Annotated in this window: 22 protein-coding genes and 1 riboswitch; of the genes, 15 read left to right on the plus strand and 7 right to left on the minus strand. The window is 65.5% G+C overall.

From position 1 onward, the window contains the following. Nucleotides 1-142: 142 nt before the first annotated feature. The gene (locus tag AC1ROT_RS15015; protein ID WP_492999957.1) at nt 143-2332 is read right to left on the minus strand and encodes a xanthine dehydrogenase family protein molybdopterin-binding subunit; all 2190 of its coding nucleotides are present in this window, start codon (nt 2330-2332) and stop codon (nt 143-145) included. Between the two features lie 2 nt (nt 2333-2334). Continuing rightward, nucleotides 2335-2796: a (2Fe-2S)-binding protein gene (locus AC1ROT_RS15020; RefSeq protein WP_492999959.1), complete on the minus strand. Its 462-nt coding sequence runs from the start codon at nt 2794-2796 to the stop codon at nt 2335-2337. Between the two features lie 330 nt (nt 2797-3126). Between AC1ROT_RS15020 and AC1ROT_RS15025 the strand changes: the two genes are divergently transcribed. Next, nucleotides 3127-3543: a winged helix-turn-helix transcriptional regulator gene (locus AC1ROT_RS15025; protein WP_492971766.1), complete on the plus strand. Its 417-nt coding sequence runs from the start codon at nt 3127-3129 to the stop codon at nt 3541-3543. After that, on the plus strand, nt 3536-4051 hold the full coding sequence (locus AC1ROT_RS15030) for a hypothetical protein (protein ID WP_492999961.1): 516 nt from the start codon (nt 3536-3538) through the stop codon (nt 4049-4051). Before AC1ROT_RS15025 ends, AC1ROT_RS15030 begins: the two co-directional genes overlap by 8 nt. 22 nt (nt 4052-4073) lie before the next feature. Here AC1ROT_RS15030 and AC1ROT_RS15035 read toward each other — a convergent pair whose 3' ends face one another. Further along, on the minus strand, nt 4074-4532 hold the full coding sequence (locus AC1ROT_RS15035) for a PAS domain-containing protein (RefSeq protein WP_492999962.1): 459 nt from the start codon (nt 4530-4532) through the stop codon (nt 4074-4076). Between the two features lie 229 nt (nt 4533-4761). Between AC1ROT_RS15035 and AC1ROT_RS15040 the strand changes: the two genes are divergently transcribed. Then, a complete protein-coding gene (locus AC1ROT_RS15040; RefSeq protein WP_492999964.1) occupies nt 4762-5127 on the plus strand; it encodes a hypothetical protein in 366 nt (121 codons plus the stop codon). Between the two features lie 63 nt (nt 5128-5190). Here AC1ROT_RS15040 and efp read toward each other — a convergent pair whose 3' ends face one another. Further along, nucleotides 5191-5763, minus strand: a complete 573-nt coding sequence (gene efp / locus AC1ROT_RS15045; RefSeq protein ID WP_492971762.1) for an elongation factor P — start codon at nt 5761-5763, stop codon at nt 5191-5193. A gap of 150 nt (nt 5764-5913) precedes the next feature. Between efp and epmA the strand changes: the two genes are divergently transcribed. From epmA to argE, 8 genes are all read left to right on the plus strand, one after another. Beyond that, on the plus strand, nt 5914-6996 hold the full coding sequence (gene epmA, locus AC1ROT_RS15050; RefSeq protein ID WP_492999965.1) for an EF-P lysine aminoacylase EpmA: 1083 nt from the start codon (nt 5914-5916) through the stop codon (nt 6994-6996). Further along, the gene (locus AC1ROT_RS15055) at nt 6993-7664 is read left to right on the plus strand and encodes an extensin-like domain-containing protein (RefSeq protein ID WP_492999967.1); all 672 of its coding nucleotides are present in this window, start codon (nt 6993-6995) and stop codon (nt 7662-7664) included. The genes epmA and AC1ROT_RS15055 overlap by 4 nt, the downstream gene beginning before the upstream one ends. Nucleotides 7665-7730: 66 nt before the next feature. Further along, nucleotides 7731-9065 carry a DNA polymerase Y family protein gene (locus tag AC1ROT_RS15060; protein WP_492999969.1) on the plus strand — a complete coding sequence of 445 codons (1335 nt, stop codon included), beginning with the start codon at nt 7731-7733 and terminating at the stop codon, nt 9063-9065. A 121-nt stretch (nt 9066-9186) separates the two neighbouring features. Next, nucleotides 9187-9268, plus strand: a riboswitch (SAM riboswitch). Nucleotides 9269-9344: 76 nt separating this feature from the next. Then, nucleotides 9345-10559 carry an O-succinylhomoserine sulfhydrylase gene (metZ, locus tag AC1ROT_RS15065; protein ID WP_492999970.1) on the plus strand — a complete coding sequence of 405 codons (1215 nt, stop codon included), beginning with the start codon at nt 9345-9347 and terminating at the stop codon, nt 10557-10559. Nucleotides 10560-10716: 157 nt separating this feature from the next. Next, nucleotides 10717-11742 carry an OmpA family protein gene (locus AC1ROT_RS15070; protein WP_492971757.1) on the plus strand — a complete coding sequence of 342 codons (1026 nt, stop codon included), beginning with the start codon at nt 10717-10719 and terminating at the stop codon, nt 11740-11742. A gap of 148 nt (nt 11743-11890) precedes the next feature. Continuing rightward, nucleotides 11891-12283, plus strand: coding sequence for a Co2+/Mg2+ efflux protein ApaG (gene apaG / locus AC1ROT_RS15075; protein ID WP_492971756.1), 393 nt, complete (start codon nt 11891-11893; stop codon nt 12281-12283). A gap of 77 nt (nt 12284-12360) precedes the next feature. Next, nucleotides 12361-12996: a GTP cyclohydrolase I FolE gene (gene folE, locus AC1ROT_RS15080; RefSeq protein ID WP_492971755.1), complete on the plus strand. Its 636-nt coding sequence runs from the start codon at nt 12361-12363 to the stop codon at nt 12994-12996. Nucleotides 12997-13027: 31 nt separating this feature from the next. Next, nucleotides 13028-14233 (plus strand): acetylornithine deacetylase, encoded by a 1206-nt coding sequence (argE, locus tag AC1ROT_RS15085; RefSeq protein WP_492999971.1) that lies wholly within the window; start codon nt 13028-13030, stop codon nt 14231-14233. Here argE and AC1ROT_RS15090 read toward each other — a convergent pair. Beyond that, entirely contained in the window at nt 14210-15589 is a 1380-nt protein-coding gene (locus AC1ROT_RS15090) for a formimidoylglutamate deiminase (protein WP_492999973.1), read from the minus strand. The two genes, argE and AC1ROT_RS15090, sit on opposite strands and share 24 nt — an antisense overlap. Before the next feature lie 71 nt (nt 15590-15660). Between AC1ROT_RS15090 and ybaK the strand changes: the two genes are divergently transcribed. The 3 genes from ybaK (at nt 15661) to AC1ROT_RS15105 (ending at nt 17873) form a co-directional block, all read left to right on the plus strand. Further along, entirely contained in the window at nt 15661-16140 is a 480-nt protein-coding gene (gene ybaK / locus AC1ROT_RS15095; protein ID WP_492999975.1) for a Cys-tRNA(Pro) deacylase, read from the plus strand. A 31-nt stretch (nt 16141-16171) separates the two neighbouring features. Then, complete coding sequence (gene hutI, locus AC1ROT_RS15100; protein WP_492999977.1) at nt 16172-17419, plus strand: imidazolonepropionase; 1248 nt, start codon at nt 16172-16174, stop codon at nt 17417-17419. A gap of 109 nt (nt 17420-17528) precedes the next feature. Beyond that, a complete protein-coding gene (locus AC1ROT_RS15105; RefSeq protein ID WP_492971750.1) occupies nt 17529-17873 on the plus strand; it encodes a hypothetical protein in 345 nt (114 codons plus the stop codon). A gap of 10 nt (nt 17874-17883) precedes the next feature. Here the strand turns inward: AC1ROT_RS15105 and AC1ROT_RS15110 are convergent, their stop codons facing one another. Continuing rightward, nucleotides 17884-18663: a creatininase family protein gene (locus tag AC1ROT_RS15110; RefSeq protein WP_492999978.1), complete on the minus strand. Its 780-nt coding sequence runs from the start codon at nt 18661-18663 to the stop codon at nt 17884-17886. Between the two features lie 132 nt (nt 18664-18795). On the opposite strand from AC1ROT_RS15110, the gene AC1ROT_RS15115 reads away from it, so the two are divergent. Beyond that, entirely contained in the window at nt 18796-20679 is a 1884-nt protein-coding gene (locus AC1ROT_RS15115; RefSeq protein WP_492999979.1) for an RsmB/NOP family class I SAM-dependent RNA methyltransferase, read from the plus strand. On the opposite strand, the gene AC1ROT_RS15120 is transcribed toward AC1ROT_RS15115, so the two are convergent. Beyond that, the gene (locus AC1ROT_RS15120) at nt 20620-21390 is read right to left on the minus strand and encodes a glutamine amidotransferase-related protein (RefSeq protein WP_492999981.1); all 771 of its coding nucleotides are present in this window, start codon (nt 21388-21390) and stop codon (nt 20620-20622) included. The genes AC1ROT_RS15115 and AC1ROT_RS15120 overlap by 60 nt on opposite strands. Nucleotides 21391-21409 lie beyond the last annotated feature (19 nt).

Consider the following 21409-nt stretch of genomic DNA (forward strand, 5'->3'; position numbering starts at 1 on the left):
TTATTATTATCAGACTTAGGCCTATTTCCCCCAAACCGCCCGTAACGTCAAGACATGTTGTTTCGCTGACGGAAATTTGTTGCAGGCAAAGAAAAGCCCGCGGCGAACCGCGGGCTTTTTAGAACAATACTAAAAGTAAGGCTTATGCGGACTTCGCGGCGGCCTCCGGCAGCGGCATGGCCCGGAAGGTCTGCTTGCTGGCCACCATCAGGGCATTGGCCACGGCCGGCGCCACCGGCGGCGTGCCGGGTTCACCGATGCCGGTCGGCTTTTCCGTCGACGGCACGATATGCACCTCCACCTTCGGCATCTCGTGGATGCGCAGCACTTCGTAATCGTGGAAGTTCGATTGCTCGACGACGCCGTCCTTCATCACGATGCCGCCCTTCAGCAGCGGCGTCAGGCCGAAGCCGATGCCGCTTTCCACCTGGGCCCGGATGATGTCCGGGTTGATCGGCTGACCACAGTCGACGGCAGCGGTGATTTTCTCCACCTTCCAGCCGCCATCCGCCTTGTAGGAAATCTCGGCAACCTCGGCAACATAGGAGGAGAAGGACTCATGCACCGCGATGCCGCGATAGCGGCCGGCCGGCAGCGGCTTGCCCCAACCGGCCTTCTCGGCGGCAAGGTTCAGCACGCCCAGATGACGCGGATGCTTGGTCAGCAGCTTGCGCCGCAGGCCAAGAGGGTCCTGACCGGTTGCCTGGGCGATCTCGTCGAGGAACACTTCGGTGGCGAAGGCGGTATGCGTGCTGCCCACCGACCGCCACCACAGCACCGGCACGCCGGTCTTGGTGGTGTGCAGTTCGACCTGCAGGTTGGGGATGGCATACGGCAGGTTGGCGGCGCCTTCCACCGAGGTGATATCGACGCCGTCCTTGACCATGAACTGCTCGAACGCCGTGCCGGCCATGATCGACTGGCCGACGATGCGATGGCGCCAGGCCAGGATATTGCCCTGCGCATCGACGGCGGCGGCCAGCGCGTGGTGATACATCGGGCGGTAATAGCCGCCGCGGATATCGTCCTCGCGGGTCCACATCAGCTTGACCGGCACCGCCTTGCCATAGGCCTTGGCGATCTTTGCGTTTTCAACGATGAAGTCCGACGCCATATTGGCGCGACGGCCGAAGCTGCCGCCGGCATAGAGCGTGTTGATCTTCACATTCTCCGGCTTGATGCCGAACACGCCGGCCGCATTACCCTGGTCGACGGTCTGGAACTGGTCGCCGGCCCAGATTTCACAACCCTGACCATCGAACTTCACCACGCAGTCCAGCGGCTCCATCGGGGCATGGACCAGATAAGGGAAGTCATAGGTCGCCTGGATCAGTTTGACGCCGGGCCGGGTCAGCGCCGCCTCGACATCGCCGTCCTTGCGGGCGACCTTGCCAGGCTGCTTCGCCAGGTCCTTGTACTCGGCCATGATCGCATCGGTGCCGCGCTTCTCGGCTTTGCTGTCATCCCACTGAATCTCCAACGCCTCGCGGCCCAGCTTGGCAGCCCAGAAATTCTTGGCCACGACTGCCACGCCGCTGTCGATCTGCACCACATCCAGCACACCCGGCACAGCCTTCGCCTTGGCCGCATCGAAGCTTTTCACCGTCGCACCGAAGACCGGCGCGCGTTGCAGCACAGCGGTGACCATGCCCGGCAGCTTGACGTCGATGGTGTACAGCGCGGTGCCGTTGCTCTTGGCTTTCGCATCCAGACGCGGCGCTTTCTTGCCGATCAGGCCGAACTTCGACGGATCCTTCAGCGTGACTTCGGCCGGCGGCGTCATCGTGCTGGCCTTGGCGGCAAGCTGGCCGAATGTGGCCTTCTTGCCGGACGCGTGGCTGATCACGCCCTTGGAGACGGTGATCTCCTTCGCCGGCACTTTCCATTGCTCGGCGGCGGCGGCCACCAGCATGGCGCGGGCGGTGGCGCCGGCCTTGCGCAGCTGGTCCCAGGAATTGGCCATCGCCGTGCTGCCACCGGTGCCCTGCATGCCGAAGGCAAGATTGGCATAGAGCTTGGCATCGGCGGGCGCGCCGGTGGCGCGCATCTGGCTCCAGTCGGCATCCAGTTCCTCGGCCACGATGGTGGCCAGGCCGGTATAAGTGCCCTGGCCCATTTCCAGATGCTTCGACAGCACCGTGACGGTGTTATCGGGCGCGATCTGGATGAAGGCATTCATCATCGTCGGTTCGGTCCCGGCTTTCGCCTGGGCCAGCGCCTTGCCGGGCAGCCAGTGGAAACCGACCACGAGGCCGATGCTGGCCGCGCCTGCGCCCTGCAGGAAACGGCGACGCGAAGCAACGGGAAGTTTGATCTGTGTCTGGTCCGTCATGATCAGGCCCTCACGGTCTTGGCGGCGTCATGGATGGCGGCGCGGATGCGCACATAGGTGGCGCAGCGGCAGATGTTGCCCTGCATCGCCTCGTCGATCTGCGCATCGCTCGGCTTCGGCGTCTCGGTCAGCAATGCGACCGCCGACATCACCTGGCCGGACTGGCAGTAGCCGCATTGTGCGACCTCATGCTTGACCCAGGCATTCTGCACCGCCTGGGCGACCTTGCCCTTGATGCCTTCGATGGTGGTGACCTTCTGGCCTTCGATGGCCGACAGCGGGGTGGAGCAGGCGCGCACCGGCTGGCCTTCCACATGCATGGTGCAGGCGCCGCATTGCGCCATGCCGCAGCCGAACTTGCTGCCGGTCAGGCCGACCTCGTCGCGCACGGCCCAGAGCAACGGCATGTCGGGGTCGACATCCAAGCTCACGGGTTTTCCGTTCAGGGTGAAATTGATAGCCATGTGTGGTCCTCCACTGGGGCGGTGAAGACGAAAAACGGCAGACCGTCAGGTCCGCTGCGATGAATCTAGGGATCGAAAATCTCTGGGGGCATTCGGGCGGCCCCCTTGCTGGTCAGCGCAATCAGTATACCTCAGGCCGATGGAAACCCGTCTGGAGAATTTCACCGGTGTTTGTGACAGCAGACCGGAAATGACAGGAATGCTGACAAAAAACCATTGGTCTTGCCGGCGTCCCTGCGATTTACTGGCTGCATGACGCAAGCATATAAAACCTCGCTTCCGATGAGCAATAAGGCACCTGTGGCAACCGATAGGCACTCGGCGGAAACCATGCCGGCGACCGCACCGGCAGCCGTGAACTGCATCGAGACCTGCACCTTCACCAAGGAAACCGAAGATCTGGTGCGCGACCTGATGGTGCGCTTCGGCGACAAGTGGAGCCTCTTGGTGATGGACGAGCTCTACGAACGCGGCGCCACGCGGTTTTCCCGCCTGCGCGAGCGGCTCGCCGGTGTCAGCCAGAAGATGCTGACCCAGACCCTGCGCCAGCTCGAACGCGATGGCGTGGTCACGCGCCGCGTCTATGCCGAGGTGCCGCCGCGCGTCGATTACGAACTCACGCCGGCCGGCATCGAGCTGAGCGAGGCGCTCTGTGGTGTCTGGGAATGGGCGATTCGCCACGGCGAAACGGTGGATACCGCCCGCCGCAGCTTCGATGCACAGGGCAAGCCGCAGAAGGATGACTAGGCTCGGCCTGCTGCTACTGATCGTGCTGCCGCTGCCTGCCTGGGCGCAGGCCGATCTGTTCGCGCCGGTCTTCACTGTCACCCAGCATCCGCGCTGTTCCAACTGCCACACCGATACGGCGGCGCCGCTGCAACGCGACGGCCGGCCGCACCAGCCGCCGGTACAGCGCGGGGTGGAGGGCAAGGGTGTGGGCAAGCTGGCCTGTACGACCTGTCACAAGGACCGCAATACCGCCACGGCGCCCGGTGCGCCGGACTGGCGCATGCCCAAAGCGGGCGAGGCGATCTTCCGCAACCGCGACGCGGCGTCGCTCTGCCGGACTCTGCGCGATCCGCAGCGCAACGGCGGGCTGGAGCCGGAAAAGCTGGGGCAGCATTTCGCCGAAGACCAGCTGATCGGCTGGGCCTGGGCGCCCGGTGCGGGCCGCAGCAGTCCGGCGCTGCCGCGCGATCATCTGGTGGTGGCGATGGCCGAGTGGCTGCGCGCCGGCGCGCCATGCCCGGACTGAGGTTTTAGTCGGCGCGCCTGGCTTATGCCGCGACCCGGGCGCTGGCCGACAACGGATAGATCGCCACCAGGATGCGGTCGACGGTGACGCCGTCCTCGCTCAGTGGCAGCAGCAGTTTGCCCATATCCGTGTAGATGGCACTGTTGGACGAATTGTCGTGCAGGTAATACGTCGGCGCGCGCTGATCCACGCAGGCCAGAAAATACTTCGCGGTACCGCAGACATTGTAGGGGATTTCGTCGATATACAGCCCGGTAATGCTGTGGCCGCGATAATCGTCGAGCTGGGTGCCGGACAACGCGACGCGGAAGCGCATCTGGTCTGCGCCCGCGGCGGGGCGTTCGACCACGACGATGGCGATATTGCCGAGCCAGGGCCGCAGGTCATGCGGGGTGAAATCGCAGCGGCTGGGCAGGGCGCGCTCGCCGCGCTTCGCATGCCAGAATGCTTCGAGGGCGTTCAGTTCTTCCGGACAGGACATGACACGTCACTCCCCTTCATGCGGCCCCCTGCGGGATTGCAGCGGCGGCGGACTGGTAGCGGAAACTGTGTGTTCGACTGGGAGGGCGGGATTTTTTTTGTTGCGGCCATCAAGCCAGCGGTTTGGTCGGATCGCTGTGCCGCCGGTCACAGCCGGTGTTGCGGCGCAACAGGCCTGTGTCTGCGGTCACAGTTTGAGTATGCTGGCGCAAAATGATGGGAGGCGCCCCATGATGGCTCTGGATGACGTGATCGATACCTATTGCGCGGCCTGGAATGCCGGCGATGCGGCCGAGCGCAACCGGCTGCTGCGTGTGGCCTGTACGGCGGATTGCCGCTACAGCGATCCGCTGGTGCAGGACCTCGATCGCGCCGCACTGGTCGCCCATATCGGGACGCTGCTCGAGAAATTCCCCGGCAGCCTGATCCGTCGCACCAGCGCCATCGACAGCCATCCGGGCGGTCTGCGCTTCGGCTTCGTGCGCCTGGCGGCCGATGGCAGCGTGATGCGCGAGGGTGTCGATATCTGCGATCTGGGCGAGGGCGGGCGGCTGCGGCGCGTCACCGGCTTCTTCGGTCCGCTCGCGCCGCTTTAGGCCGCAAAAAACCCGCCGGTTTGCACCGGCGGGTTTTTCGAACTGCAGCAATGCGCCGGACGATCAGTCCTTGGCGCGTTCCATATAGGTGGCGCCTTCGCTGATGTTGATGACGATGCGCACGCCCGACGAGACATGCGGCGGCACCATCACGCGCTGGCCGTTCTCGACGATGGCCGGCTTGTAGGACGACGACGCGGTCTGACCCTTCACGGTCGGCTCGGTCTCGGTGATCTCCATGATCACGGTCTGCGGCAGCGACACCGATACCGGCTTGCCGTCATACAGCGCGATATCGACCTTCATGCCTTCCTGCAGCCAGACGGCCTGTTCGCCCACCACTTCGGCCGGCACGCCGACCTGCTCGTAATTCTCGACATCCATGAAGGTGTACATGTCGCCTTCGGAGAAGAGGTAGCTGAATTCGCGGGTGTCGATGAAGACACGCTCGACCGATTCCGTGGTGCGGTAGCGCTCGGTGGTCTTGATGCCGGTCGACAGGTCGCGCAGGTCGAGCTGCATCACCGGGGTGCCCTTGCCGGGCTGGATGTTCTGCGCGGTGATCACGGCCAGCAGCTTGCCGTTGATCTCGACCACGTTGCCCTTGCGGAGCTGGTTGGCATTTACCTTGGGCATGGAAGCGTATCTCCAGAAACGAACAGCGGGCCCCAGCATAAGGACCCGCTTGCGAAAAAACCGCGCGGAAACTATCAGGTTGAGACCCCCTTCTCAACCCGAGTCGCCGCGAAAAGTCGCCCTTCAGAAAGCTTTGGAACAACAGGCCCCGTGGACGAACAGGCTCCATCTTCCGCTCCGAACTGGTGGCATCCGGCGCTTTATGCCCGGCGCCGGCCCAATCTGCTGGTCCGCCAGGCGGTTCTGCGTGCGCTGCGGGAGGCCTTCACCGGGCTGGATTTCGTCGAGGTCGAGACCCCGGCCCTGCAGGTCTCGCCCGGGCTGGAGCCGCATCTGAAGGCCTTCGGGACCACCCTGGAGCATCCCGACGGCCGCAGCCGGCCGCTCTATCTGCATACCTCGCCCGAATTCGCCATGAAGAAGCTGCTGGTGGCCGGCGAGCGGCAGCTGTTCCAGTTCGCCCCGGTCTTCCGCAACGGCGAGCGCGCGGCGACGCATCACCCGGCCTTCCTGATGCTGGAATGGTACCGCGCCCAGACACCAGAGGGAAAACCGGCTGACTACCGCGCCATCATGCAGGATTGCGAAACCCTGCTGCGCCATGTCGCTGCCGTCACCGGACGGACGATGCTGCGCTGGAACGGTCACGCTGCGGATCTGATGCAGCCCTGGCAGTATCTGACGGTGACCGAGGCCTTCGCCCGGCATGCGCGGCTCGATCTGCCGGCCTGTATCGGCGCCGATCCGCTGAAGCCCGACCTCGCGCTGATGCGCGAAGCCTGTTCGCGCACCGGCATCCGCGTCGATGCCGGCGACAGCTGGGACGATCTGTATTTCCGCACGGCGCTGGAAAAGGTCGAGCCCAACCTCGGCCTCGATGCGCCCTGTATTCTGTATGACTACCCGATCCATATGGCGGCGCTCAGCCGGCCGAAGAAAGACGCGCCGCATCTGGCCGAACGCTTCGAGCTCTATGCCTGCGGCATGGAACTGGCCAATGCCTTTTCCGAACTGACCGATGCGGCCGAACAGCGCCGCCGGTTCGAGGCCGATATGGCGCTGAAAAAGCGGCTCTACGGCTACGACTATCCGATCGATGCGGATTTCCTGGCGGCACTGGAACACGGTCTGCCCGATTGCGCCGGCATCGCGCTGGGGATCGACCGGCTGGTCATGCTGCTGACCGGCGCCAGCCGGATCGAGGAGGTGCTGTGGTTGCCGGTTTCCGAATGAACAGCGTCCGAATAATCGCCGCTTCGGCGCTCGCCCTGCTGGCCGCCGCCTGTGCGCGCGAGCCACGTGTGGCCGCGCCGCCGCTGCCGGCGCCGACCCAGCCGCAGCAGAGCCAGCAATGGATCGGCCGCGATGTGATCCAGGCCGCCTGCCTGAACGACCTGGTGGTGACGGGGGCGAAATTCGAGCTGATCGCCCAGGCCGAGGCCGGCAAGGACGGCTGCACGCTGCAGAACGGCGTGCGTCTCATCAGCACCAATGTCGAGTTGGTGAAACCGGCGGAAATGACCTGCCCGATGGCGCTGCGCCTGATGCAGTTCGAGAAAGAGGTTCTGATGCCCGAGGCGCAGCGCGTCTTCGGCCAGCCGCTCGGCCAGATCAATCACGCCGGCGCCTTCACCTGTAAGCGCATGACCGGTAATTCCAGCCGTATCAGCGAGCATGGCCATGGCCGCGCGCTGGATGTCTGGGGTTTCCTACTGCGCGACGGCACCCGTATTTCGGTCGACCAGCATTTCCGCAGCCGCGGCCGGGAAGGCCAGTATCTGCGCGAGATCAATCGCGCTGCCTGCCGCTATTTCGCGGTCGTGCTCGGCCCCAATGCCGATTCCGCCCATGCCAAGAGCTTCCACTGGGATATTGGGCCGTGGTCCCGCTGCGGCGCCTGACGCCGCATCATCCACGATCATGTTCCTATTTCGTATTCATCCGGGGCGGGTTAAACTGCGGGCATCATGCCCCTGCCGCCCCGTTCAGATGCCGATATCGCCCAGCGCGCCGCCTGGGATGCGTCCTCGCTGCGCTTTCTCTATGTCGACCTGAACAGCTTCTTCGCCAGCGTCGAGCAGCAGGACAATCCGGACCTGCGCGGCAAGCCGATCATCGTCGTGCCGGTGATGAGCGACACGACCTCGGCCATCGCCGCCTCCATCGAGGCCAAGACCTTCGGCATCAAGACCGGCACGCCGGTCTGGGAGGCGAAGGAAAAATATCCCGGCATCGCCATCGTCAATGCGCGGCACGACCGCTATGTCGAGGTCCATGACCTGATCGAGGAAGAGATCGACCGCCATATCCCGATCTTCCACACCTGGTCGATCGACGAGGCCTCCTGCGAGCTGATGGGGCCGCAGCGCCTGAAGGACAATGCCATTGCGCTGGCGCACCGCATCCGCGCCGGCCTGCGCGAGAACAAGGACCTTGGCGAATGCATCCGATGCTCCATCGGCATCGCGCCGAACCAGTTCCTGGCCAAGCTCGCCTCCGACATGCAGAAGCCCGACGGGCTCACCATCATCGAAAAGCATGAACTGCCCGAGCGGATCCTGCCGCTCAAACTGCGCGACCTGCCGGGTATCGGCCCCAATATGGAACAGCGCCTGAATGACGCCGGCATCAGCACCATCGCCGAACTCTGGGAGCTGAAAGCCGAAGACGCGCGCCGCATCTGGGGCAGCAAGGAAGGCCCGGCCTTCATCCAGCGCATCCGCGGCATCGGCGATTACGAGCAGTCGAATGCCACGCGCAGCCTCAGCCACGAGCATGTGCTGCCGCCGCAGAATCGCGATGTGGAATCCGCCTATCTGATCCTGCGGCGCCTGGGGGTGAAGGGCGGGGCGCGGCTGCGGCGCTTAGGCTTTGTCGCCGGCACGCTCGGCATCAAGGTGCGCTTCGACGATGGCGCCCGCTGGGCCACGGATTTCCGCCTCACCCAGACCCAGGACAATTTCGTCATCCTTGATGCCATCGCGCGCCTCTGGCAGCAGATGCTGGCCGAGACGAAAAAGCCGCGCGGCCGCTACATGAAGGTCGGCATGTGGCTCGGGGGCCTGGTGCGGCAGGACGAGGTGACGCTTGATCTGTTCGGCGGCGCGTCCGGGCTGGAGCAGGACGATGCCGAAGCGGCGGCGAAGCGCGCGAAGCTCTGGCAGGCGATGGATAAGCTGAACCAGAAATACGAGAAAAAGGACACGGTGCGCATCGGCCCGCTGCCGAAACACAAATCCGATTTCATGGGCGCCAAGATCGCCTTCAACCGCATTCCCAAGAAGGAAGAGTTCAAGGAATAGGGGCGGAATCGCTATTTCTTCAAAGACTTGCGGCCGTTTACCGGCGGGCGGGATTGTACCCCGGCATGTTTCGGGCTTGACGGGTCCGGCTGTCCGCCGTATCACGCTTGCCACGCCGGTCCATCGGCGTCGTGGTGATTTGGAGCCGACCGGCTTGCGGACCACGTAAAACAAACCGCTAAAGAGGTCGGGCGGTTTTACAAAAAACCCCGGACCTTCTTGGTGCCGGGGTTTTTTGTTGCCTGTACGGAATGCAGGCGGGGAAGAGAGAGCGGTGCGATGAGCAAGAACGAGCGTGAGAAGTCCTGGCGGCCGGCCACCCAGATGGTGCGCGGCGGCCTGATGCGGACCGGCTTTGGCGAAACCTCAGAGCCGATCTTCATGACCTCGGGCTTCCGCTATGACAGCGCTGAAGCCGCCGAGCGCCGCTTCCGGAACGAGGAGCCGGGCTTCGTCTACAGCCGGTTCGGCAATCCCACCGTGGAAATGTTCGAACAGCGCATGGCGCTGCTGGAAGGCGCCGAAGCCGCGCGCGCCACCGCCACCGGCATGGCGGCGGTAAATGCCGCGCTGATGTGCCAGCTTAAATCGGGCGACGAGGTGGTGTCGGCGCGCGCCGTGTTCGGCTCGATCCGCTACATCATGGAAGAGCTGCTGCCGCGCTTCGGCGTCGTCACCCATCTGGTCGACGGCACGGATATCACCGCCTGGGAGCGCGCCATCACGCCGAAGACCCGCATCGTCTTCCTGGAAACCCCGGCCAACCCGACCCTGGAAGTGGTCGATCTGGCAGCGGTGGCGGCGATTGCGCATCAGCACGGTGCCCGCGTGGTGGTCGACAATGTCTTCGCCACCCCGGTGCTGCAGAAGCCGCTGCAGCTTGGTGCAGATATCGTGGTCTATTCCGCCACCAAGCATATCGACGGCCAGGGTCGCTGCCTGGGCGGCGTGATCCTCGGATCGGAGGACTTCGTCACCAACGAGCTGACCCCCTATCTGCGTCATACCGGCCCGGCTTTGAGCCCGTTCAACGCCTGGGTGATGCTGAAGGGGCTGGAAACTCTCGACCTGCGGGTGGGCCGCATGACCGATTCGGCTGCCAGACTGGCCGATGCCCTGGCGGGACACCCCGGCCTGGCCGCCCCCACCAACATCCCGGCCCTGCTGTATCCCGGCCGGGCTGACCACCCCCAGGCCGCGCTCGTCCGTAAGCAGATGAGTGCCGGTGGCAACATGCTGGCCCTGCGGGTCGGCGGCGGCAAGCCTGGGGCCTTCCGGTTTTTGAACGCCCTGAAATTGGTGGATATCTCGAATAATCTCGGCGACTCCAAAAGCCTCATCACCCATCCAGCCACCACGACGCACCAGAGGTTGAGTGCCGAGGAGCGGGCCAGGCTGGGCATCGGCGATGACCTGCTGCGCCTCTCGGTGGGCCTGGAAGACCCGCTGGACCTGATTGAAGACCTGACTCATGCCCTTGAAAAAGCGGGCTGATCTGTTGCCGGAATGCCACAGGGGCGGGGATTCTTAAGAGTCCTGCACCTGAGGCTTTTTCGCCCGGGCACTGGTGCTGCTATAGTCCGCTCGGGTTGAGGCGTATCGGAGACCGTGTTCTGCGGGCTCCATCGTACTTTCTTTGAGGAGACTCTCGATGAACATTCGTGTCGCTCTGCTGGCTGGCGCCGCCCTTCTGGGCTTGGCTTCGGCTCCGGCCATGGCACAGCCCTATATTGGTGCCGGCCTTGGCGCTACCTGGATTGAAGACGCAGATGTGAAGAACATCGCAACCCCCGATATCGAATTCGACACCGGTTATGCCGGCCTCGTGAAGGGTGGTTATGATTTCGGTGGCGGCTGGCGCGCTGAAGGCGAACTGGGCGCGCGCAACTGGGGTGCCGACAATGCGGGCGGCGACCTCCGCGCCTACACCCTGTTCCTGAACGGTGTGTATGACTTCATGCCGAACAGCAGCTGGAGCCCCTACCTGGGCGCCGGTGTCGGTATGGTGCGCTATTCGGCCAACGGCCTGACCCGCAGCGGCGTGATCAGCGACGACCAGGACAACACCTGGGGCGTGCAGGGCATCGCCGGTGCGTGGTACGCGCTGGACAGCAACTGGCAGCTCTCGGCTGACTACCGCTACATGTACACGGGCGATGCCAGCCTCTCGACCAATACCGTTGCCAAGGTCGAGCCGGGCAACTCCAACCACACCGTCATGCTGGGCCTGACCTACAAGTTCGGCGCTCCGGCGAAGCCGATGCCGGCTGCTGCCGCTCCGGCTCCGGCTCCGGCCCCCGCTCCGATGGCTGCCGCTCCGGCGCCGGCCCCGGCTCCGCGTGCGCCTGAGACCTACATCGTCTTCTTCGCGTTCGATAAGTCGGATATCAGCCCGGTTGCGGCGCAGGTGCTTGATCGCGCCATCGCCGATTACCGCGCCACCGGTTCGACCAACGTGCGGATCGAAGGCAATGCCGATCGCTCGGGCAAGAACGACTACAACCAGCGTCTGTCGCAGCGTCGCGCCGGCTCGGTTGCGTCCTACCTGAGCTCGAAGGGCATCCCCCAGAGCGCCATCCAGACGGTTGCGAACGGCGAAGAGAAGCCGCGCGTCCCCACGGCTGACGGCGTCCGCAACGATGAAAACCGCAACGCCCAGATCTATCTGCGCAAGTAAGCAGCGGTTTAGCATTACCGGCACGGCCGCCCCGCAAGGGGCGGCCGTTGCTGTTTCCGGGCTGTAAACACCGCCTGCCGGCTGGACATTCCGGCCCTCGCTCCTAATATTTCAGGAAGGCGCCTGCCCCGGCGCGGGATTGCAGGCCATGTACAATCAGACAACGCACGACATTTCGGTCACGGTTCAGCCCATCTATCTCGACGAGCAGTCCTCGCCGGAAGAGAGCTATTACGTCTGGGCCTATAACGTGAAGATCGAGAATAGCGGCCAGGACACCGTGCAGCTGCGCAGCCGCTACTGGAAGATCACCGATGCGCGCGGCCGCGTGCAGGAGGTGCGCGGGCCCGGCGTGGTCGGCGAGCAGCCGGTGCTCGGGCCGGGCGACAGTTTCGAATATACCAGTGGCACGCCGCTGCCGACGCCGTCCGGTTTCATGGTCGGCACCTACCAGATGGTCAGCAACAATGGCGAGCAGTTCGATGTCGCCATTCCGGCCTTCTCCCTCGACAGCCCCCATGAGGCGCGGCGCGTCAACTGACGCGCAGGCCTTCATCCGTATTGATCCAGTTCAGGGTCGGCCGCGTATCAGGTCGGTCCCCATCAAGGAGTTTTATCGTGAGCAGTCTGTCGAAACAGCCGCCCGCCGGCGCCAACGATGACAATCGCCCGACCCGCGCCCAGGCCGAAGAGGCGGTACGCACGTTGATCCGCTGGGCCGGCGACGATCCGAAGCGCGAGGGCCTGCTCGGCACGCCGGATCGCGTGGTGCGCTCCTACGAGGAATTCTTCGGCGGCTATCGCGAAGATCCGGTGAAGCTGCTGGAACGCACCTTCGAGGAAATCGACGGCTACGACGAGATGGTGGTGCTGCGCGACATTCGGCTGGAAAGCCATTGCGAGCATCATATGGTCCCGATCATCGGCAAGGCCCACGTCGCCTATCTGCCCGAGAAGCGCGTGGTTGGCATCTCCAAGATCGCCCGCGTGGTCGAGGTCTATGCCAAGCGCCTGCAGATCCAGGAGAAGCTGACCGCCCAGATCGCCAACACCTTCCAGACCGTGCTGCAGCCGCGCGGCGTGGCCGTGGTGATCGAGGCCGCCCATGAATGCATGACCACCCGCGGCGTGCATAAACACGGCGTTACCATGGTCACCAGCCATATGCTGGGCGCCTTCCGCGACGACCCGCGCACCCGGCACGAATTCCTGTCGATGATCGGCAGCGGCGGCCGGGGTGGCGGCAACGATTGACCGCGCCGGCATCCGGCCCTAAACCGGAAGCATGACGCAGATACCGCCCGCCTCACAGGCCTCGCTCGACTGGATCGCACGTCTGGTCGGCTTCGACACCACCAGCCGGCTCTCCAATCTGGAGCTGATCGACTGCATCGCCGATTATCTGGCGCAGCACGGTGTGGCCAGCGACAAGATCTTCGACGCCACCGGCAAGAAGGCGAACCTTTACGCCACGATTGGTCCCAAAGATGTCGGCGGCATCGTGCTGTCGGGCCATACCGACGTGGTGCCGGTCGACGGCCAGCCCTGGACCAGCGATCCGTTCAAGATCGTCGAAAAAGACGGCCGGCTGTTCGGTCGCGGCACCTCGGATATGAAGACCTTCATCGCGCTCTGTCTGGCGCTGCTGCCCGAGATGCTGGCCAAGCCGCTCAGCGTGCCGCTGCATTTCGCTTTTTCCTACGATGAGGAAGTCGGCTGCATCGGCGTGCACGGCATCGTCGAATTCATCAACCGCGGCGGTCCGGTACCCAAGCTCGCCATCATCGGCGAACCCACCGACATGCTGGTGGTCAACGCCCATAAGAGCGTCTGCGCCTGCAACACCACGGTGCGCGGCTTCGAGGCGCATTCCTCCGCCACCCATCAGGGCGTCAACGCCATCCAGATGGCGGCCGAGCTGATCGCCGAGATGAACCGCATCCAGGTGGAATACCAGCAGCCCGAACATCGTAACGACCGCTTCGAGCCGCCCTACACCACCATCACGGTGGGCGAAATCCACGGCGGCACCGCGCGCAATATCCTGGCCCGAGAATGCAAGGTGGTCTGGGATATCCGCAGCGTGAAGCCCGAGCATGACACCGTCATCCTCGACCGCGTGAAACGCTATGCGGCGGACGAGCTGGTGCCGAAGATGCAGCGCATCCAGCCCAATACCGGCATCGACACCGAGATGGTGGCCTATGCGCCGGCGCTGCTGCCGGCCGAGGGCAATCCGGCCGAGACCCTGGCACTCAAGCTGGCCGGCCAGAACCAGACCCATGCGGTGTCCTACGGCACCGAGGCGGGCATTTTCCATATCGGCGGCGTGCCGGCCGTGGTCTGCGGTCCGGGCAATATCCGCGAGGCGCACAAACCCGACGAGTTCATCGAACTCAGCCAGGTGGCCGAGGGCGAGGCCTTCCTGCGCCGCCTGATTGCCTTCTGCCGCGAACCCGGCAGCCGTTCATTCCTGGATCAGGCGTCGTAACGTCTTTGCGTAAGCGGCCGCGAAATCCGCGGCACGGATATGGCGACCGTTCTCCACCACGCGGCGGCCGGCGACATAGACGTCTTTGATGCTTGCGCGCCGCTGTCCGGCAAAGATCCAGGCATCCAGCACGGCATCGCCGCGCTTTTCCATCAGGGCCGGCGCATCCCTGTCGAGCTGCAGGAAATCCGCGCGGCGGCCCGGCGCGATCGCGCCCATCGGCTGGCCGATGGCTTGCGCGCCGCCGGCGCTGACCGCATCGAACAGCCGCCGTCCGGTCGAACGCTCCGCCCCGCCCGCCAGCACATTGCGGCTGCGTGAGATAAGTCGCTGGCCGTATTCCAGCAGGCGCAGCTCTTCCGCCGCATCGACGCTGATATGGCTGTCCGAACCGATGCCGATGCGGCCCCCGGCGGCCAGATAGTCGACGGCGGGAAACAGCCCGTCGCCCAGATTGGCTTCGGTGGTGGGGCAGAGTCCGGCGACGGCTTTCGAAATGGCCAGCCGCCGGGTTTCATCGGCATCCAGATGGGTGGCATGCACCAGGCACCAGCGGGCATCGACCATGCCCTGGTCCAGCAGCCACTGCACCGGGCGTTTTCCCGACCAGGCGAGGCAGTCGTCCACTTCGGCCGTCTGTTCGGCGATATGGATATGGATCGGCGCGCCGGCATCGATGCGGTTCAGCGCCGCGACAGCTTCGTGCAGCATCGCGGGCGAGACGGCGCGCAGACTATGCGGTGCAATCCCCAGCCGCCGGTCGGTCCGGTTGCGCAAGTATGGCGCCAGTGCCTGCAGCAGCCCGGCATAGGCATCGCTGTCATGCAGGAAGCGCCTCTGGCGCGGCTGTGTGTCCTTCGCGCCGAAGCCGCCATAGCGATACAGCACCGGCAGATGGGTGAGCGCGATGCCGCTGGCATCGGCAGCAGCCAGCACGCGGCGGCTCAGTTCGGCCGGATCGGCGTAGGGCTGTCCGTCCGGCTGATGATGCAGGTAATGGAATTCCGCCACCGCCGTGTAGCCGGCTTCCAGCATCTCGGCATAAAGCTGGCCGGCGATGACTTCCACATCCTCGGGCGTCAGCTTCGCGGCGAAGCCATACATGGTCTCGCGCCAGGTCCAGAAGCTGTCATTATCCGGCCCGGCGCGTTCGGCGAGGCCCGCCATGGCGCGCTGGAAGGCATGGCTGTGCAGGTTGGCCAGGCCCGGCAGCACCGGACCGTCGAGGATGACGGCATCGCCCGGTGCCGAGTCCGGGGCGGCGCTGGCGATCAGGCCGGCGGCATCCACAGTGACCAGCACATCGGTGCGCCAGCCATCGGGCAGCAGGGCCTGACGCAGCAGGAAGCGAGGCATGACGGGGTCTCCCAACTTGTATATATAAGTTGGCAGAAACCGCCGCGTTCCGAAAGACGCAAGAGGCTGACGTGTCGAAGACCACCCGCGCAACCCTGTTCCTGAAACAGAAGGGTGCCCAGTTCACCGTCCATACCTACGACTACGACCCGGACGCAGACAAGGTCGGCATCCAGGCCGCCGAAGCCCTGGGCGAGCGGCCTGAGCGGGTGCTGAAAACCCTGATGGCGCTGGTCGATGGCAAGCCGGTCTGCGTGGCGGTGCCGTCCGATCGCGAGGTCTCGATGAAAAAGCTGGCTGCCGTGTTCGGCGGCAAGTCGGCGCAGATGATGAAGCCTGTCGACGCGGAGCGGGCGACCGGCTATGTCGTCGGCGGTATCAGCCCCTTCGGTCAGAAGAAAACCGCGCCCACCGCGATCGAGGAAGCCGCGCTGGTGCATGACCTCGTCTACCTGAATGGCGGTCAGCGCGGTCTGCAGGTTCGGCTCAGGCCAACGGACCTGGCCAGCCTGCTGAATGCCAAAGTAGCGGCCCTGGTCAGTGACGAGTAGCCTGCGACCCACAAGGATGGACGAGAGACAGATGGCCGAAACCTGGGACAGCGTCTGGCGCGGTGCCGACATCGCCACCATGGCCGAGACAGGCAGCGACGACAGGTTCGGCACCATCCGGAACGGTGCCATCGCGCTGAAGGACGGCCGTATCGCCTGGATCGGCCCGGCCGCCGATCTGCCTGGTGCCGGCATCGGCCACCATACCGCCGTGCATGATGTTGGTGGCGGCTGGATCACGCCGGGGCTGATCGATTGTCATACCCACCTGGTCTATGGCGGCAACCGCGCCCATGAATTCGAACTGCGGCTGAACGGTGCCACCTATGAAGAGATCGCGCGCGCCGGCGGCGGCATCCGCTCCACCGTCACGGCCACGCGCGGTGCCAGCGAAGACGCGCTGCTGGCCCAGAGCCTGCCGCGGCTGCGGGCCCTGCTGGCCGAAGGCGTCACCACGCTGGAAATCAAGTCCGGCTACGGCCTCGATCTGGACAATGAACTGAAATGCCTGCGTGTCGCCCGCCGGATGGGCGAGACGCATCCGGTGCGCATCGCCACCACGCTGCTGGCCGCCCATGCGCTGCCGCCGGAATATGCCGACGATGCCGACGGCTATATCGATCTGGTCTGCAGTACCATCATTCCGGCGGCGAAGGCGGCCGGCCTCGCCGATGCGGTGGATGCCTTCTGCGAAACCATCGGCTTCACGCCGGCGCAGACCAAACGCGTCTTCGAGGCGGCGAAAGCCGCCGGCCTGCCGGTGAAGCTGCATGCGGAGCAGCTGAGCAACCTGAACGGCGCGGCGCTGGCTGCCGGCTTCCAGGCGCTGTCCGCCGATCATCTGGAGCATCTGGACGAAGCGGGTGTGCAGGCGATGGCAAAGGCCGGCACGGTCGCCGTGCTGCTGCCCGGCGCCTATTACATCCTGCGCGAAACCAAGCTGCCGCCGATCGAGCTTTTGCGCCGCCATGGCGTCGGCATCGCCATCTCCACCGACTGCAATCCCGGCACCTCGCCGGTGACCTCCATCCTGCTGATGCTGTCGATGGCCTGCACGCTGTTCCGCCTGACCCCGGCCGAGGCGCTGGCCGGTGTCACCCGCCTAGCGGCCCGGGCGCTCGGGATGGCCGACCGGGTCGGCACGCTCGAAGCCGGGAAAATGGCGGATTTCGTGGTCTGGGATATCGAACGCCCGGCGGCACTGGCCTATCAGGTCGGCCTCAATCCGATTCGCCAGGTGGTGTTCGGCGGGCGGCCGCTGGCCCGGCGCGACCGTTAACCACGCAAAACCCGCGATTGCGCGGAAACCTTTTCACCCTATATCCTGTTTACGCTGCGATAACGCGCCGGAGCTATACTGGTGCAGCGCGGATACCGGAAGGTGATGCATGAACGATTGGCTGTATGTGATGGGTGGCGGTGTGATCCTGCTTTGGCTGGGCGCATGGCTGCTGCTGCATCTGGGCAATTTCGAACAGCGCATCAGCCAGATCCGCATCACGCTGGAAACCCGCATGGGCGGCATCGAGAAGCAGTTCGCCGCCTATAACAAATTCTTCGCCGAGAACGAACGCGCCTCGCAGCTCACCTATGGCGAGCTGAGCGACATCAAGAGCGACATCACCGAGATGAAGGCGCAGCTCGATGAAGTGAAGCGCGCCATCAATGTGATGGAAGTCGCGGTCAACGATCTGAAGCTGCGCAACAACGCGCGCAACCTGCGCATCGTCTGAATTCTTAAAATTACAGGTCCGGCCAGAGCTGGCGCATATCGACGGTGATCTCGTCGACGATGGCGGCGAGCAGCTGCTCGCCTTTTTCCGCCGTGGCCGTGCTCGCATCGCCGGTCGTGCCGGTGCGGTTCAGCAGGCCGCCGGGGCGTTCTTCCGGCGTGAAGCGCATCGGCAGCCGGAGGCTGAACAGCTGCGGTTCCTCGGCCAGGCCGTCGTCATCGTCGTCTTCGTCCGCGGTCTGGCCCAGGCGGTCGAGCCGCACCAGCGCCGGCGCAATCGCCAGCATCAGCGAGGTCTCGCGCTCGTCCAGGTCCTCGGTCGAGGCGATCTGGCTGCCCAGCCGCGGCAGGTCGGCGGTGGCGATGCGGATACCGTGGCGCTGCAGGATGGTCTGGGCGGCCAGCTTCAGCGGTGCTTCGGCGGCAATGCTGTTGTTGAGGATCAGGATGCGTTCGGCGCCATGGCGCAGATAGCCTTCCACGATCTCGACCACCAGCGCCTGGAAGGTGTCGGCCTCGATATGCTGGCTGCCCGGGTAATCCATGAAGGCCGGATGGAAGCCCTGGCCGATATTGGGCGCCACCAGCACCGGCAGGCTGGCCAGCAGCCGCTCGGCCACGGCCTCCGCCACCAGCCGGTCGGTGCCCAGCGGCAGATGCGGCCCATGGGCCCGGCTCGCCGCGCCAATGGGGATCACAACCGGAAAATTGTCGCCCAGCAGGTCGGCGGCTTCGGTCCAGGTCAGGTCGGCCAGGCGGTAGCCGCTGCGCGGGCGAGGGGAGGCAGTCACGATGGGATGAACACGGGTTAAGGGAAAAGGTTGCCGCCAGCTTAGCATGGGGCGCCCGCCGGCATAGATGCTTGTGGCGGGGCCGCCCGGGGCCTATGACAGGGCCATAATTTCCCAACACAGAGCCTCGCCGTGCCCCGTCCGCCCTCTGGTCGCCCTCCGTCCGGCCGCCCGTCTTCGAGCCGCCCGTCCTCCGGTCGCCCGGCTTCCGCTCGCCCGGCTTCTGCTCGTCCGTCCGCCAGCCGTTCCGCCGAGGGTCGGCCCGCCCAGGATCGTCCCGGCAAGCCCGGTGCAAAACCTGGCGCCAAGGCCGGGTTCAAGCCCGGCGCCAAAGCGGCCAGCTTCAAGCCCGGCGGCAAACCGGGCCAGAAGCCCGACCGCCGCCCGGAGCGACCCGCGCCGCAGCGTGCCGTGGAAGAGCCGCGCACCGACGGCCACCGCACCGACCGGCCGCAGAAACGGCCCAAGCCCGATACGCGCCATCCCGACGACCGTCATCCGGGCGGCCGCAGTTTCGGCGGCAAGCCCGCCCGCGATGATGGCCGTGGTGAACGCGAGACCCGCGACGAGCGTCCGCGTCGCGAAGACCGGGGCCGCGAAGACCGTGGCCATGGAGACCGTGGCCATGGAGAGCGGGGCCATGGAGAGCGGGGTCGCTGGGAAGAGCGCTCGGCCTTCCGCCCGGATCGTCCGGAGCGCGCCGGCAAACCGGCCCGCACCAGCAATCTGCGCCCGATGGGCAGCCGCAAGGTGGCCGAGGGCGCCATCGCCCTGCTGGACGCGATCTCGTCCAGCCGCGAGCCGGCCGACCGCGTGCGCCACAAATGGATGCGCGAGCATCATCGCGGCTTCGACGAAGCCGAGCGCGATGCGCTGATCCAGCTGAGCGAGGATGTGCTGCGCCTGCGCGGCCGCATCGACTGGTGGATCACGCAGGGGAAAACCGCGCTGCCGCCCGACAATCATCTGCGGCTGGCCGCCTATCGCATCCTGCAGATGGGCGCCAAGACCGATGGCCTGCTGCCGCTGTTCCCGCCCGATGACGCCATCGAGGCGCTGCTGCGCCGGCTGGAAGGCCATACGCTGGAACATCCCGACATGCCGCAGTCGGCGCGCGCCAGCGTGCCCGAATGGATCATGCCGCTGCTCAAGCAGCGTTTCGGCGCCGATCTGGAACTGGAACTGGCGGCGATGCTGCGCCCGGCGCCGCTGGATTTGCGCGTCAATATCCTGAAGACCACGCGGCCGGCGGCCAGCGCCCGGCTGCAGTCGGAAGGGCTGCAGAGTCAGCCGACGCCCTTCTCGCCGATGGGCCTGCGGCTGTCGCCGCGCGCCTATGCCAACAACACGCAAAGCTATGCCGATGGCCTGGTCGAGCCGCAGGACGAGGGCTCGCAGCTCGCCGCCCAGTTGGTCGATGCGAAAGACGCGAAATTCGTCGTCGATTTCTGCGCCGGCGCCGGCGGCAAGACGCTGGTGCTGGCGGCGGCGATGAAGAACAACGGCCGCCTGGTGGCAATGGATGTGAATGTCGGCCGCCTCACCCAGGCCAAGCTGCGGCTGCGTCGCGCCGGCGTGCACAATGCCGAGACGCGCGAGCTGGAAACCAAATGGCTCAAGCGCCAGGCCGGCAAGGCCGACCGCGTGCTGGTCGATGCACCCTGCACCGGCAGCGGCACCTGGCGGCGCAAACCGGATGCCAAATGGCGGCTGGAGCAGCGCGACCTCGACGAGCTGGTGCCGCGCCAGGCCGAGATTCTGGATCGCGCCGCCAGGCTGGTGCAGCCCGGCGGCCGCCTGGTCTATGTCACCTGTTCGGTGCTGAAGCCGGAGAACGAGGACCAGGTCGACGCCTTCATGAAGCGCCATCCGGAGTTCAGGATCGTGTCGGTGACCCAGGCCTGGGCCGAGGCCATTGGCGGTGCCTGTCCGGTGCCGGGGCCCTATCTCAGCCTGTCACCCGGCCGCCATGGCACCGACGGCTTCTTTGCCGCGGTTCTTGTGCGCGACGCCTGAGCGGGTATCCAGCCAGCGGGTGAGGAAGCCGTCCAGCCAGGCGGCGATGCCGGCATCGTATTTGGCGCAGTTGGCGCGCAGCAGGTCGCGCGCCTGCGCGCCCGGCAGCACCAGGCGATGGCCGGCCATCTTGGCCCAGCGTTCCATCACGACCGGCGTCACTTCCGGGTGGAACTGCAGGCCGAAGGCGGTGTTGCCGATGCGCATGGCCTGGTTGGGGAACCAGCCGGTGGCGGCCAGCCGCACGGCGCCGCGCGGCAGCTCGAAACCCTCGCCATGCCACTGGAAGATATGCAGCTGTTCGGGAAACAGCGCGCGGCCTTTCGGTGTCGCCTTCACCGGGTAATAGCCGATCTCGTGCCAGCCATCGGGATGCGGCGCCACTTTGGCGCCGCCGGCGCGCGCCAGCAGCTGGGCGCCGAGGCAGACGCCCAGATAGGGCTTGCCGCTCGCCACCGCCTTGGGGATGAACTCCAGCTCGCGGCGGATGAAATCCAGATGATCGTCATTGGCCGACATCGGCCCGCCGAACACCACGCAGCCGGCATGGTTGTCCATGCTGCCGGGCAGCTCCTGGCCCAGGCAGGGCCGGCGGATGTCGAGGTGATAGCCGCGGCTGCGCAGCATCTCGCCGATGCGGCCCGGATCGGAGCTTTCCTGGTGAACGATCACCAGGATGGCGGGCGACTCAGGATGGGCGGCAGAATCCATGCGTCTTACTATGCCGCGC

It is taken from the genome of Ferrovibrio sp. GW821-FHT12E11, from assembly GCF_058806975.1.

Coding starts and splice junctions, on each gene's coding strand:
- AC1ROT_RS15015 (WP_492999957.1), bottom strand. CDS start 2,332: ATGACGGACCAGACACAGATCAAACTTCCCGTTGCTTCGCGTCGCCGT.
- AC1ROT_RS15020 (WP_492999959.1), bottom strand. CDS start 2,796: ATGGCTATCAATTTCACCCTGAACGGAAAACCCGTGAGCTTGGATGTC.
- AC1ROT_RS15025 (WP_492971766.1), top strand. CDS start 3,127: ATGCCGGCGACCGCACCGGCAGCCGTGAACTGCATCGAGACCTGCACC.
- AC1ROT_RS15030 (WP_492999961.1), top strand. CDS start 3,536: ATGACTAGGCTCGGCCTGCTGCTACTGATCGTGCTGCCGCTGCCTGCC.
- AC1ROT_RS15035 (WP_492999962.1), bottom strand. CDS start 4,532: ATGTCCTGTCCGGAAGAACTGAACGCCCTCGAAGCATTCTGGCATGCG.
- AC1ROT_RS15040 (WP_492999964.1), top strand. CDS start 4,762: ATGATGGCTCTGGATGACGTGATCGATACCTATTGCGCGGCCTGGAAT.
- efp (WP_492971762.1), bottom strand. CDS start 5,763: ATGCCCAAGGTAAATGCCAACCAGCTCCGCAAGGGCAACGTGGTCGAG.
- AC1ROT_RS15055 (WP_492999967.1), top strand. CDS start 6,993: ATGAACAGCGTCCGAATAATCGCCGCTTCGGCGCTCGCCCTGCTGGCC.
- AC1ROT_RS15060 (WP_492999969.1), top strand. CDS start 7,731: ATGCCCCTGCCGCCCCGTTCAGATGCCGATATCGCCCAGCGCGCCGCC.
- metZ (WP_492999970.1), top strand. CDS start 9,345: ATGAGCAAGAACGAGCGTGAGAAGTCCTGGCGGCCGGCCACCCAGATG.
- AC1ROT_RS15070 (WP_492971757.1), top strand. CDS start 10,717: ATGAACATTCGTGTCGCTCTGCTGGCTGGCGCCGCCCTTCTGGGCTTG.
- apaG (WP_492971756.1), top strand. CDS start 11,891: ATGTACAATCAGACAACGCACGACATTTCGGTCACGGTTCAGCCCATC.
- argE (WP_492999971.1), top strand. CDS start 13,028: ATGACGCAGATACCGCCCGCCTCACAGGCCTCGCTCGACTGGATCGCA.
- AC1ROT_RS15090 (WP_492999973.1), bottom strand. CDS start 15,589: ATGCCTCGCTTCCTGCTGCGTCAGGCCCTGCTGCCCGATGGCTGGCGC.
- hutI (WP_492999977.1), top strand. CDS start 16,172: ATGGCCGAAACCTGGGACAGCGTCTGGCGCGGTGCCGACATCGCCACC.
- AC1ROT_RS15105 (WP_492971750.1), top strand. CDS start 17,529: ATGAACGATTGGCTGTATGTGATGGGTGGCGGTGTGATCCTGCTTTGG.
- AC1ROT_RS15120 (WP_492999981.1), bottom strand. CDS start 21,390: ATGGATTCTGCCGCCCATCCTGAGTCGCCCGCCATCCTGGTGATCGTT.